Origin of the sequence: Arthrobacter sp. UYP6 (assembly GCF_040547315.1) — a bacterium.
In the GTDB taxonomy this organism is placed as follows: Bacteria; Actinomycetota; Actinomycetes; order Actinomycetales; family Micrococcaceae; genus Arthrobacter_B.
On record NZ_JBEPPM010000007.1, the window covers coordinates 1 to 13,293 of the forward strand.

The following is a 13,293-nucleotide window of genomic DNA, read 5'->3' on the forward strand; positions in this document are numbered from 1 at the left end:
AGAGGAATACGAGCAGACATATTATGATCTACAAACCGGCTTGTTACCCGACGACGCCGCCAACAAACAGGCGGCATGATTCCCGGGACGGTTCACTATGCGGCGGTGAAGCTAACGTCGTCCCAGCGGGCGACGGTGGTCGCCTCGGTGTTATAAAGGCCATGGCTTGTTGCTGTGCGGTTGTGGGTATCGGTGAGCTGGAGAATTTGCACGCCGTTGACATAGCAGGTGATGAGGTCCCCAGCCAGGACAACCTTTAGAACGTCACCATTTGCGGGGATTACGTCGGTTGTGGTTGCCATTACGGTGGTGACATTGGCCACGACCTTATTGATTCGATAGGACCCCGCCCCTGATGCAAGGGTGCTAAAGGTGAAGTAATTTTGTGCATTGGACCAGCGAAAGGCAACACCGGCCTGCCCCGGGGCAGTCTTGACCTTCATTGTGGCCAGCAGCGTCCCGTTGGGCGCCTTGGAATCCACAACAACCTGCGCGGCGCCCCCTGAATCACGAGCAAAATATGCGGCCCCGGACGCGTCAATACCGGAAGTGATGCCCGCAGCGAGACTGCTAACCCAAGGCTTCGCTTCACGAGAGGTGAACCCAAGATTACTGGCTGATGCCCGGCCGAAGTCGTCCATGAAACCGTAAATGGTTCGAGTTGGCAGCGTTGGGTTATTGAAGAAGATGGGGAGCGTGAAGATCGGGATTGTTCCCATGTAAATAAATTCCTTACAGTTCGATGGTGGCTGCGGAGGATTGGCCGAGCTCATTGCTTGCAGTGACCCTGATGGTCATTGTGGTGCCGGTCCACGGCAGGGTCGCAGAAGTGTCCATGTCGTAGTAGCGCGTCACTCCAGTGGTGACGTACTCGCCGCCATCTACTGAGTAGTCCACGACGTAAGCGGTAACGCGTGAGGCTGAGGCTGTCCACTTGACGTGCACGTTCGAGCCCACGCGTTTGGCGCTCAAGTCTTCCACCCCGATGGGTGAAAAACCGGGGACATTGAGGACTGCGCGCCCGTAAGCGGCGAACATGGATTCCGCGTATTTGTGCTGCCCCCGCGGCGACAGGTGATCGTCGGTCGGACTGTTCGTGAGGTTTTTGAACGAGTAGGCAAAGGCCGCACGGGTGAGGCGCCGAGGTGTGTCCATATGCGCCTTGTCGATCTTGTGGGCAGATATTGAACCTGCAATGCCCTGAGGGGACATCTGACCAACAATGACCGGCAGATCAGGCTGCGAAAGTGCCGAGCGCAGGCCGGAAGCCAGGTCGTCAAAATAGGTGCCGTACTGCTCCTGAGTAAGGGAGCCGTCGGATAGTCCCTGGCTCCAAAGGAAGGCCACCACATTCGCCGTCTTGCCGGCGCCGGCAGCAACTACTGCCGCGGCTTTCGCTGCCATTGCCTGATCCACCATGCCGCGCCCGAGGTTCACCGGCTCGTCAGTCTTGTTGAGCTGCCAGCAGCCAACTGAAGCCGCCATCCCCGGGTCGGGCGTGAGCTTCGCCGTCGTATTGAACCCCGTCGCCGTGCAGGCCGCAGGAACCAGTACGACGATGCGGTCAGGGTGAGTCTCCGCCCAGAGACGGGCGAACATGAGACCGGGCCCGCCACCCTTGGCCGAGGTGAGCGGTCCCTGCCCAAGCAGTGGCTCCACTGCAGGGATAATCCGACCTGACTCCGGCCAGCGAGCTGCAGGGAACTGGAGGACACGGGGGTGCGGCGGGAACACGTCTGTCCCGAACGGTTTGGCTGACCCTGACATATCCGACTGTCCACCCAGGACGATGATGTCGTAGCCGGTCACCTCGGGGAGTCCTCCGCCGGCGATAGTTCCATTTGGTCGAATGCCCAATGCGACGTTCCCGGCTTTGTCTTCCGCGAGGATTTGGCTCCAGGTTTCGTCGGTTGCCTTTAGCTGGGGTGCGGAACTTTCAACGCTTGCCAAGCGGGCTGTGTTGCTTGATGCCTGAGCAATCACGCCAGCCATTGCCTGTACCTCAGGGATAGCCGCGTACACCGTTCCATCGGGGCGGACGGCAAGCGAGACCCGCCCCGCCCTGTCTTCGGTGATTACCTGCGCCCACTGCTCGTCAGTGTTCTTGAGCGCCGGGGTGAGTGACTCAACCTCCGTGAGGCGCTTCGCCTGCTTCACATCAGTGGCTGAGAGTTCCACAATCCTCGGGTTCGCATCCACAGCAGCCGCGGCAGCATCAGCCACGGCCCGGTCCCCGGCAATGAAGTCTGCCGTGATCTTCTGGACCTGCGGGGCCACCTGCGTGTTGATCCGAGCGTCTATAGCCGCCCCGGTCACAGGAGCGTCGATTACCGGCGCAACCGTCGAGTCTCCAATGACCACAGTCTCAGGAAGCTGTGCGGCCGGAATCTTCCCGTACACAAGGTCAGCCTTAGCCGCCAGCGCCTTTGCTTGCGCAGTCGAGACGGGCTTCTCCGTGTCGGGGGTGTTGTCGACATCCCCGAGCCCCACACGGGACTTCGGCAGCGTCGGCACTTGGCCGAGGACAAGCTTGCCCTCCACTAGATCCGCCTTCGCAGCAAGGGCCCGACGCTGCGGATCTGATACCGGCTTGTCACTGTCCGGGGTGTTGTCGACATCCCCGAGCCCCACCATCTGCCGGTTGGGAGTCTCCCAATAGGTGGCCGTTCCGGAGCTGTTCTTTCGGACGACCTGCCCCGCCGCCCCACCCTCAGGAACCCCGGCGCCGGGAGGGCCAGGCTCGCCGGGGAAAATTCCATCAAGGGGCAGCGGAACATGTATTCCGTCACCCAGGTCCACAATCGCTGTGCCGGTGTTGTAGGCGTCCTGCCAAGTGTTGGTGCGCTTCATGGGAACTCCTTAAATGGCCTGAAGGCGAATGTCGGTGATGTCCACACGGCTGCCCGAGACGCGCCCGCTCGTGGTGATGAGTGATTCCTCGTCAATGTTGGTGGGGATGACGAGGGGCTGCCGGACTTCGATCCAGCCCTGAGCAGCGGTGATGGTGTGGTCGCTCGTGGCGTACAGGCCGGCACCTGAGGCGACAGCGCGGGTGCGGACCACGGCGGTGCCGTTGGTGCGGACCTTGCACACCAGTTCGCGGGGGCCTCCAACGAACTGCTTCTGCCGCCCAAAGCCTGCATTTTGGACTAGCGATGTGCCGGAGGTGGTACGGGCGAAGGTGATGCCGCGTTCGGTGACAACATCGAAAGCGCCGGTGGCAGCCCATCCGGTGAGCCCGTCGCGGAAGCAGGAGTTACGCAGCAGGTTATGCCGCACATCCGTTTTGGCATCCGCAAGATACAGGCTGGATGGTGTTAGGACGGTGAGCTTGCCCTGATCCCGCAGCGTGGCAATGTTGGCTAGCACTTCATCCAGCTGGGATGTTGTGATGTACCCGGGCTGGTCGAGGTAGACCGGGTGGAGCATCAGCTCCAGACCCATGCCCTCGTTCATGGCACCGCGAATAATGGAGGCCACCCATGAGGGTGTCTGTCCATCAATGGTGGGTCGGCCGCCACCGAAGTAGACCTTGCCGTCCAGGTTCCGGTAGGAGCCGAATGAGTGCCCGTCACCCACCGCATGATTCGCCATGATCAGCTGGCCGGCCTCAGTGTCGTAGAACGACTCCGGGGTCTTGCCGGTATCGAAGCCCATGAACGCAGACCCGCCAACACCGGGCGGCGCCCACATCTCGATTTCGAGTTTCGGTAGCCCAGCCTTCATTTCCTCCAGGCCGGTAAGGATTTCTCGACGCAATGTGATCGAGTTGTCTGCTTCGCCATGGGTGCGCCCATGGAACGCCATCTCGACCCCATCATTGAGCGCCCACGACTGCAGCTCAGCGAAGGATGAAACGTTGCCCGGTTCGGCCAACCCAGCCGGGTTGATCATCTGACCGGACGGGAGGTTGTACTTCCGCAGGAGCGGGAGGATCTTCGCCTTGAAGTTTGCGAGCCCATGGTCATAGCGCAGGGCAATCGCCGGCAGGCCGCCGGTGCCAATCACACCGCCTCGGCGCATCTCGTACCGCTGGACTTTGATGTCCCGGGAGAACGCTGAGCGAGTGTTGTCCTGTATGCCGTCAATGCGGTTCACCATAGGCAGCCACTCGGACCAGGTTCCGGCGCTCACCGACGCGGTGGAGCGCGCCCATACTTGGAATGTCTGGCCGATGTCCTGCCATGTCTGCGTGGTGACGCCATTCTTGGTGGTGCGGACTTTCAAGTGCCCGGAGGCTGTGGTCCCCGCCGGCCCCTTGGGGAAGTTGATGAGGCTGGCAGACACGTCTCCGTAGCGGGAGTAGTAGTCGCCATTCTCTGTGAGGAGATTCGCATCGGCACTCCGGCCTAGTTCGATACCGTTTTCAATCCGGTCGAACCGCCCCAGTGCCGCAGCATCGCCGGGCTTGCCCTCAGGTCCACGGAGTTCTGCAATAGGTACCCATGTCATTTTGCTATCTCCATTCCGAGAGGACACCCGTTGTCGAGTTCATCCATTTGTGGCCGGGCTGCGGGTTGGGCGGCGGTGTTGGGCCCACCCAAATCAGGGACGGGTTGGCCGGGGTTTCAAGCAAGTCGGACAGTTCGCCGCCGGCCGACGGGACGAACAGCTTCCAGACGAGCTCGTCGCTGCTGATGTAGTTCCCGGAAGGGTCCAGCCATTCAATGGTGACCGTGTACCAAACGACGGGCCGGATGTTCGCGGTGGGCATCAGCTCCACCGTGAACGAGCCGGAATTGGCAGGCTTCACGATGATCGGCTTCGTAGCGAACAGCCGCGCCCCCGAAACGCCTGGGCCGGATGCAGTGAAAATGATGCGGGGCTGCAACTCAGGGAACGCCTGAATGCCGAAGTCGCTGAGAGCGCCTGTCACTTTAGCCATACGGTGCCTCCTAAAAGGGCAAGAAAAAAGCCCCACAATGGAGGCCGAGAGAAGGGGTGTCGGAGGGCTACTTGGGGGGCTCCCAATTTGAGCGGTGCAGGTAGCCGCTGGCATCTACATAAAGATTCGGCTGCTTGTCCGTCACGGGGAGGTTGGAGATTCGCCGCCCGCCGCCATCTACGGTGAACGAGTTGCCGCCCCACTGGACGGCCGCGCTGTTGCCATCAACCTGCAGGACGCCATTTCCTCGGAACATTTGGATACTGTCTCCGTTGGTGAATATCTGAGAGCTATTCGAGAAGGTGATGGCGCCAGATGCGACAGACGGATCCAGTGTCATGCCGCCGACTTTGACCTTGCCGCCGTTGCGGACGTCAAGGTCGTTCTGCAGGGTGGATCTGCCCTTGATGTCCAGCGTTCCGTCCACCGTTGTGTCGCCGCCGATGTCCGTCTTGCCGTCAAGCTTCGTCGGGCCGGTGACGGTCAGCTCACCCGTAATTTCGAGCGTGCCGGAGACGCGCTGCTTGCCGTCCACGATTAGACCGCCCGTGACGGTCATCGTGCCCGCGACTTCACCGACACCGTCAAGGAACCATGAGCCGGTGATGCGCTCCGTTCCCGAGACGATGAGCCCGCCCGTGACCGGGAGTGTGCCGGAGACGGCGAGTGTACCCGTAACGGACCCGTAGCCATTCAGGTAAAAACTGCCGTTAGAGATGTCCAGGACACCGCCGTCGTAGAACTCCATTCCGTCTCGACCGACAGCCGTATTGTTCCCGGTGGTGCGGTTCTTTTGCATCCGCCCCTCGCGCCGCCAGTCACCCAACTCTCCCTGATTCAGGTTGTCGATGACGCCCATCAGGCACCTCCCACTGGTTGTATGCCGAGCTTCACGGACAACCCGAGGTCACCGGAGTATTGAATAAGACGGTGCACGTGCAGCCCGTCAGGAATCACCGGATCAGCGGAAGACCAAAGGCGGACACTGCCGCCCAGTCGCAAGTCCGTGACCGGCACGTGGCCGTTCGCCTGAATGCCGAACCCCCACTGCTCGGTCGGGGTCTGATAAGTGGCGAGATGCCCACGGGTGTGCGCCTCAACTTCGGCCACCTTTTTGAGATTGGAAGACACCACGCGTTCAAGCGCATATCCGAGGCCGTCAGCCTGCACCCGCTTGTGGATGACGTTCTTCTCAGAACCCTCACCGCGGCCAACTGCAGAGGTGGTGACCTTGGAAGCGTCCTGCTTCCATTTCAGCCCGGTCACACCCGACTTCTCCGCGGCAAGGTTCCACTCCCACGCACCATCCTTGAGAGCACCGGCACGCATCACCCACTGGAAGGTTGGATCGTTCCCCTCAGACCACTGCGGCACGAAATCAACGTCCGGGCCGCCCTGGGTTGACATGATTTCGTCCAACACATCAGCCACAACCGGGAAGTCATAGCCGTAAAGCGTGCGGGAAGCCCCAGCCGTCGCTGTCGCGGGGTACACAATGGGGAGCAGCCAGTCATTGGACGGGAGAGTGAACCCCGCCTGCACAACCTTCGCGCACAGTGACGCGAGAGTGAGTCCGGACCACGTCAGCAGGCTCGCCGCAATGTTCGTGGCACCCCGGTCAAGTGCCAGCCTCGCAGCCAGCATCGACCAGATATCTGCCACGGTCAGCGTCATCGTGCCCGCGTCCCGGTCATACTCCCGCGCCCAGATGATGCCGCCATAGACCGCTTTCTTGTCCCACGAGAGGACGACCGTGCGCTTGAGGGGTGTTGTCAGGTCCATGTACTGAAGCTGAGACACGACCTTGTCCCGCAACTGGATCGTCACCGAACCCGAACCGGACACATTCAGCACCCGATCCCACGGGAAAGCCGACACAGGCAGCTTCTGTCGGCGGACACCGTTGTGAGTGTTGACGACCCATACGTTCCAAGCCATATTGCTCCTAGATGTAAGTGTCGTAGACGGTGACCTTCGCGGTGCCCGTACCCGTTGTTGTTAGCCCGGTGAGAACCTGCTGGCCTGGCGGTATCGTCCAGAGGTCCGCGTTGCCGGTCTGCCCGGTCCAGTAGTAACCGTTGACCTTGAGTAACCCCTCGCTCATATCCAGGTGGTGCGGATAAGTGGAGCTGACAACCGACGGCGAAACGAACGTCTTACCGCCCGGCCCCCAGAGTGTGTAACCCGCCGGCATATTCCCGGTGATGTCGAAAATCGGGGAAGCCTCCGCGTTGCCGTAATGGAACAGCGGCACCGTCTGGTTCGGGCTGATCGTGAAAACGTTCGCGTCGCCAAACTTTAGAGGGTCGGGCGCCTTCACCCGTGCCTGCCACTGCGCGTAAGTGTCCGTGATTGGCTCCATCTTGAAGCCCGACGCCCGCTTCACATCGGCCCATTGAGTCGGGCCATGCCCGGACACCTGCAGCCTGCCCTTATTTCGCAAGAGCCCCACGAAACGGTTTATGGCCTGATGCTGCTGGGCGTGCCCCTTGGTCCGGATACTGCCGCCGATGGTGACGTAGCGGGCGCCGTAGTAAACCGGCAAGTCATAATCGCCGTCCGCGTTCTCGCGTTCCTCAGTGCTGCCCTTGGGTTCCGGGGAGTACCACCAGCCGTCAAGAACTGAGGTAGTCCATACGCCGTAGCGGTCCTCCCCGCTCAACGGCTGCCCGTCCAAAATGATGCTCTCAGTCGCCAAGGCGCACCCCGTTCTTCTGCATCAGGAACTTGATGTCCGCGATAACTGCTTGGCGGACAGCGTTGACGTCCGTGGCCCCGTTGATTTCGATGGGCATGTCGATGACGAGGCCGCCACCGCTGCCGCCGTAGCCTGTTCCGCCTCCCGAAGGGGCGGCGAAATCCCGCCCGTAGGAGCTGACGGCCGACCCCTTAGGGAAGGAGCCGGCGTTGATGGCTGCCAGCTCTTCGTCGTAATGATCCGATGAGTTCGGGTTGATGACCCACTCGGTACCCTGCAAACCCAACGGTTTCCCGTTCACCATGCCCAGGACGTTGTCCTTGCGCACGTTCGCCGAGCGGCTGCCCGGCACACGGCCACCACCAGCGAGCCCCATGATGTCGGCGACACGGCCACCCGTAGCACCACCCGGCGGCGCCCACGGTCCGGGACCGCGAGGATCACCCGTGGGGGCGCTCGTGTCTCCGGTGCGCAGGGTATGCAGAGTCTCCGTGATCCATGTATTGGCGTACGTATTGACGGTCTTGCCGTCCAAGTTGGTCAGCTTCGTATCCAACTCCTCGATACCCAGCTTGGCTGCCGCATCATGGAAGAACGCCGTCGTGTCCGCACCTTCGGGGATGCCAAGCACCTTGCGCGCCAAATCGTCAGCGGCAGAGCCCTCAATGCCCATCCCGTTCGCTGCGTCTACGAGGCCGTCGTAGGTTGCTTGCAGGTTGGCTTGGAGTTCAGGCTGCCCCATTCCTTCCCGCGCCTTGGCTTCCACATCTGCCATGCCGGCCGAGGCGATGTTCTGGAACGCAGCATTTGCTGCGGCGCCAGCCTCGGTGGTGAGGTCGAAATCGGTTGCGGTCTCATTGAGTACCGCACCCAAACCCAGTGTGCCCGCATGGGCTGCTTCGGTGGCTGTCTGCATCTCCCGGAGAGCATCATGGAAGGCTGCCGTTGAGTCGCGAGAGGACATGGTGATCATGCCCAACGCAAAAAGGGCGGCCACAATGTCCTCCAGCGGGACCGCTACCTCTTCCGCCGCCCCGCCGACGCCCTCGAGGGCAGCTGCGGTTTCCTCGGAAGCCGCAGCAGCATCCAGCATCGCCTGCGGAGTTTCCCCCAGCGCCCAGTTGAGGAGGTCCTGTTCCCCGACGGTGACCTTAGCGTCGCTGGCCAGCTGCCGGAGAGATTCAAGGTAGGTGGGAAACCGTGCCTTGACGTCTTCAAGGGTGAGCCCCTGCGCTGCAGCGCTGTCCGCGATGGATTTGAATCCGGCAGAAGCCTGATCGAAGTTACCGGAGCTGACAGCGCCGGCCAACGTCTGGTCCATGGTGGACAGGGTCGTCGTCAGCTTCGCTGTGTCGTTGTCCACTTTCATAACGGTCGCGCCGAATGAAGAGATCGACCCGTAGACACCAGGGTTCTCCAGCTTGGCCAGTGCTTCACCAACACTGTTGACGTCTGCCAGAATGCGGCCGGTGTCCTCAGTTTTCAGCCCAGCGAACACACCATCCAGGGAGGCTGAGTTCTTCTTCAACCCAAGCAGGGCTTGTGAGAGTTCGCCGGTAGATACCGCGGCTGGCTGGGAAGCGTTATGCAACGCCGTAACGGCACCGACAGCAGCCATCACAACTGCCGCGATACCCATGGCCTTACCAAGGAACTTCATCTTCCCGCCAAGCTCCCCGCCGGAAACGCCGAGGGTCTTGAAAGCGCCCACCAGGTCCATGGCCCGCGGGAAGAGAACCAGGAAGCCACCAGCGAGCAGTGCGGAGACACCCACCAGGCCGCCAAGTACGGTGAGTACGCCCTGCACCGGGGCGGGGAGGTCACCGAACATGCTCGCAAGGGAAGCGACGCCGTCGGCCATGGTGGAAATGACCGGGAGTAGCACTGCGCCGGCGCTGATAGCGGAGTCCTTGATGTTGTTCCATGCGATCTTGATTCGCGAGTCAGCGGTGTCGTAGCGCTTGGTTGCCTCCACAATGTGGGCAATGTTCTCTTGCCAAGCTTTGGAACCTACCTCCAGTCCATCGGCCATCAGGGTGCCCGAGTTAGCAAGGGCCAGCATGACCTGCACTTCTTCGGTGCCCTTGATGCCAAGGTCTTTCATCACTTCGACGACGTTGCCGCCATCCTGATTGATCCGGTTCAGGCCCTGGGCGACGAGGTCCATGGCTTTGACGGGGGAATCCCCGAAGGCCTTGGAGAACTCCTCCGCGCTGACTCCGGCCGTCTTAGCGAAGCTGTCGAGAGTACTGCCGCCTTCTTTCACAGCGGTGAACATTTTCAGCAGCACACGGGTGGTCACACCACCACCGAGCTCGGCGCGGATACCCATGGAAGCCAGAGTGTTGGCCAGGGCCAGCACTTCGACCTCGGTGGCGCCCACGGTCGCGCCGGCGCCGGCGATGCGCTGCGCCATGGAGAGGATTTCCTTCTCCGTGGACGCGCCATCGTTACCGAGCGCGACCAGTGTCGCAGCAAACCGCGAGACGCCTTCCGCACCTTCCCGCTTGAGTGTGCCCATGACGTTGCTGATCTGGGCGATATCGGTGGCGGCTTCTTCGGCCGTCAGGTTGGTGGAGACGCCGAGGTCGATCATGGTCTTGGTGAAGCCGAGGACGTCCTGGCGGGCCACGCCGAGCTGGCCGGCGGCCTCGGCCACGCCTGCGATCTCGGTGTGTGTGATGGGCAGAGTCTTGGCCAGCCCGCGGAGCCCGTCCTCAAGCTCTGCCATCTGCTCGGGGGAGCCATCGACTGTCTTGGTGACGCCAGCCCAGGCGGACTGCCAGTCCATGGCGGCCTTGGCGGTCGCACCGAGAACGGCAACGGTGGAGACGCCGAAGACCGTAAGCGCGCCGCCGGCTTTGTCCCACGCGTCCCGGTTCTTCTCAGCAGACTCTGCCAGTTTGCTGAATCCGCCCGCCGCTTTCCCGGCACTCGCGCCAGCCTTCTCGGTGGACGCTGCCGCTCTGTCAGTAGCGGCTCCGGCCTTGGCCTGGGACTGGGTCAGCTGGTCGGTGGACTGCTTCGCTTTCCCCATGCTGGAGACGTAGGAGCCGACCCGGGCCTGCAGTTCGACGATGACGGAACGAGCGGTCATGTGTACCTCCAAAGGTGCTGTGGGGAACCCATGGCCTTAGTCGTCGGGGTCCTCCGACTCGGCGCCCCGGGTGTAGATCACGTTGAGAATTTCGCCCGCTTCGGGCTCGTAGTTCGCGTTGCCGCGGCGCTCTTTGGCCTCACGGTCGATGACCGCCTGCACTTGGCAGACAGACACCTTCTCCGGGAGTTCGAACCAGCCGTCGTTGTCCGGGTCGCGGCAGATGACCATGGGCCACCCGCACGAGCACATGCCGTCGAGGTAGATGGTGTAAGCCACCTCGAGGAGCCGGTCTTTGTGCTCGTCGTCGAAGCCGAGGTACTCGGAGGGGGAGCGGCCGTGTCGTTCCGCCGTCTTGAGTGCTGCGACTATTCCGGGGTGTTGGCGGGACCAGAGCGCTTGAGCAAAAAATCTGCGTCCACAGTGGGTAGCCCGGAGGTGGCCTGCCGGTAGGCGTTGAACAGCACCTCGATCTGCGCGTCACCGATCTGCTCGGCCAGCTTGAGGATGTCGCCGTAGGACATGCTGACCGGGGTCCGTTCCTTGCCGGGCTTGCGCAGGGCGGTAATGGACGCCGCCAGGATGCGGATGACGAAGTCCTCGTCCGGCTGCTTGGACGCCTCGTGCGCTTTGCGGACTGAGGTACGTTCGCCGGGCGTGAGCGCCTTGACGTAGACGGTCACCTTGGAGTCGAGGAACTCCTGAAGCAGCTCCGCGAGCTTCTCCTCATTGGCGCTCACGGCTTCGTCACCGAGGGATCCCTCGGGATCGGCAGCGCGGTCATCCTCTTCGATCTGGCGCTGCAGGGCATTGATCTCGCCAACCAGCCCGTTGCGCGTGAAGACGTCGGCGGATTCCTCGGGCCGGTTGGCATCGCCGAACCAGTCAGCGAAGTTGAAGGCGTTGGGATCGAGTTTCTTGGTCATGGGGTTTCAGGCTCCAGAGTTGGTGGGTTAAACGAATAGGCCCCCGGTGTGGAATCACGGGGGCCTAACTGTTTAGCTCGTGGATTTAGGTGAGGCGGTCGCCTTTGGCGGAATTACACACGAAGTGCGCCGCCTGAATATTGGAGTACAAATGGTGCCCGCCCTTGTTGAGCGGAATGATGTGGTCCAGCGAAGGGCTGAATGGGTGCGGGAACTTTTCTGCCATCAGGATCGGCAGGTTGCAGAGCTGGCAGGTGAATCCGTCGCGTTCAAACACGAGACTGCGGTCCACTTGTTCACTATCGCGGCCAAGCTTCTGGGCCCGACGGCGGTGAGCTGTGGCGCTCAGCTTGTCAGGGTTGGCGCGCTGCCAGGTCGGCCAGTAGTCAGGATTTTGTGTCGCCCAACTGGCTTGCCGTTTCCCTTTGCAGGGTCGGCAAACATTGTGCTCAGCGAACTCCGCGACTGGTGTCAGTGAACCGCATGACGAGCACTGTTTGTGTCCGTCGATCACTGGCACGTTGACTTTACGGAGGGGGACGTCAGGGCGAAGGTCGCCAGTGGTGCGCCAGCGGCGGTAGTGGGCGGGGCACCAGCCGCGCTTTTCCGCGATATTTTCGCAGTCGGCTACTGAGCAGTAGCGAGTGACGAATCGGGTAGTTTCCAGGGACCCTGTTCGCTGCCATCGCCGGTAGTGCGTTTCGCACCAACTACGGGCGATGACTTGCCTCTCGCAGGCATCAACTGAGCATGTAGAATTGGGCATATCAGCACTTCCTAAGAGTGTTGGTCGCCGCCCCGGATTGTTAGCGCAATCGCGGGGCTTTTGCTAATTCTAATTCTACTGGATAGCGGGCGAATTCGAGTTAATTCCGCCCGCTATCCAGTAGCGAATTAGTTGGTGCCGCCGACGACTCCGCCGAGCCATGCGTCCTGAATTTCGAGGGGTACCACTCTTTTAATGTAGCCGCCCATGTCGGAGGGCTTCTGCGGGTTGTCGGTGACGACCTCGTACCCGTCCACCTCATCCCCGGCAGCGAAGTCCGCGGTGGACTTCTTCGACGTCTGCCGCTCGTACAGGTAGAGGGTGGTGCCCTTTTCCTTGAGCAGCTGGTAGACCTCATCCTCGGTCTTGTGCGCCTGGTTGGTGGTCTCGTCGAAGTACCGGAACGGAGTGACGGATCCGGCGTAGTTGGAAGCGCCGATTGCGTTGGCGTTGCCTTCCTTGCACAGCTCCTTCTCCGCGATCCGGTCCGACGTCGTCGGGCCCAGCGCGTAGTCGCTGGACAGGATGCGGCAGCTGATGTCCACCCCCGCGGTCAGTTCCGCGATGGTCGGGGCGTACGGGTTGGCAGGCTTGGTGGAAAGGGCTACGACTTTGACGCGGCCGTCTGCGAGTGACTTGGGCATTTATGCCTCCTTGGGTTTCTCCGGCTTGGCCGGTTCCTGGATGGTGGTGGCCGGAGCGGCCTGCCCGCGCTTGGCGGGAGTGTGGGGTTCCGTGACGGGCACGCCGGCGGCGGGCTGCACGGGCTCGGTCACGGTGACGCGGTCGGCGCGTTTGCGGCTGGACGGGACCTCTTTGAGGTGGTCGAAGCTGTCCAGGTGGGCGCGGGGCACGCGGTGGGGGAGGATTTCGTTGGTGCGGGTGTCTCGGACGCGGATCCAGTCGTTGGCCATGCGGGCC

At 61.9% G+C, this 13,293-nt stretch carries 13 protein-coding genes; all 13 read right to left on the bottom strand.

Annotation, left to right across the window (positions count from 1 at the left end; genetic code table 11):
* Positions 1 to 95: 95 nt before the first annotated feature.
* The 13 genes from ABIB35_RS07355 to ABIB35_RS07415 all read right to left on the bottom strand — a co-directional run bounded on the left by ABIB35_RS07355 (position 96) and on the right by ABIB35_RS07415 (position 13,286).
* A complete protein-coding gene (locus ABIB35_RS07355) occupies positions 96 to 719 on the bottom strand; it encodes a hypothetical protein (RefSeq protein ID WP_354180168.1) in 624 nt (207 codons plus the stop codon).
* Between the two features lie 13 nt (positions 720 to 732).
* Entirely contained in the window at positions 733 to 2,850 is a 2,118-nt protein-coding gene (locus ABIB35_RS07360) for a sialate O-acetylesterase (protein WP_354180169.1), read from the bottom strand.
* 9 nt (positions 2,851 to 2,859) lie between these two features.
* Entirely contained in the window at positions 2,860 to 4,452 is a 1,593-nt protein-coding gene (locus tag ABIB35_RS07365) for a hypothetical protein (RefSeq protein ID WP_354180170.1), read from the bottom strand.
* 4 nt (positions 4,453 to 4,456) lie between these two features.
* Positions 4,457 to 4,885: a hypothetical protein gene (locus tag ABIB35_RS07370; protein WP_354180172.1), complete on the bottom strand. Its 429-nt coding sequence runs from the start codon at positions 4,883 to 4,885 to the stop codon at positions 4,457 to 4,459.
* A 67-nt stretch (positions 4,886 to 4,952) separates the two neighbouring features.
* Positions 4,953 to 5,744 (bottom strand): hypothetical protein, encoded by a 792-nt coding sequence (locus ABIB35_RS07375; RefSeq protein ID WP_354180173.1) that lies wholly within the window; start codon positions 5,742 to 5,744, stop codon positions 4,953 to 4,955.
* Entirely contained in the window at positions 5,744 to 6,823 is a 1,080-nt protein-coding gene (locus tag ABIB35_RS07380; protein ID WP_354180175.1) for a hypothetical protein, read from the bottom strand. The genes ABIB35_RS07375 and ABIB35_RS07380 overlap by 1 nt, the downstream gene beginning before the upstream one ends.
* Before the next feature lie 7 nt (positions 6,824 to 6,830).
* Positions 6,831 to 7,583, bottom strand: a complete 753-nt coding sequence (locus tag ABIB35_RS07385) for a hypothetical protein (RefSeq protein ID WP_354180176.1) — start codon at positions 7,581 to 7,583, stop codon at positions 6,831 to 6,833.
* Complete coding sequence (locus tag ABIB35_RS07390) at positions 7,573 to 10,680, bottom strand: phage tail tape measure protein (protein WP_354180177.1); 3,108 nt, start codon at positions 10,678 to 10,680, stop codon at positions 7,573 to 7,575. Before ABIB35_RS07390 ends, ABIB35_RS07385 begins: the two co-directional genes overlap by 11 nt.
* Positions 10,681 to 10,716: 36 nt before the next feature.
* Complete coding sequence (locus ABIB35_RS07395) at positions 10,717 to 10,959, bottom strand: hypothetical protein (RefSeq protein WP_354180178.1); 243 nt, start codon at positions 10,957 to 10,959, stop codon at positions 10,717 to 10,719.
* Positions 10,960 to 11,048: 89 nt separating this feature from the next.
* Positions 11,049 to 11,606 (bottom strand): hypothetical protein, encoded by a 558-nt coding sequence (locus ABIB35_RS07400; RefSeq protein WP_354180179.1) that lies wholly within the window; start codon positions 11,604 to 11,606, stop codon positions 11,049 to 11,051.
* 85 nt (positions 11,607 to 11,691) lie between these two features.
* The gene (locus tag ABIB35_RS07405) at positions 11,692 to 12,120 is read right to left on the bottom strand and encodes an HNH endonuclease (protein WP_354180180.1); all 429 of its coding nucleotides are present in this window, start codon (positions 12,118 to 12,120) and stop codon (positions 11,692 to 11,694) included.
* A 380-nt stretch (positions 12,121 to 12,500) separates the two neighbouring features.
* On the bottom strand, positions 12,501 to 13,016 hold the full coding sequence (locus ABIB35_RS07410) for a phage tail tube protein (protein WP_354180182.1): 516 nt from the start codon (positions 13,014 to 13,016) through the stop codon (positions 12,501 to 12,503).
* A complete protein-coding gene (locus tag ABIB35_RS07415) occupies positions 13,017 to 13,286 on the bottom strand; it encodes a hypothetical protein (protein ID WP_354180184.1) in 270 nt (89 codons plus the stop codon).
* Between the last annotated feature and the right edge of the window lie 7 nt (positions 13,287 to 13,293).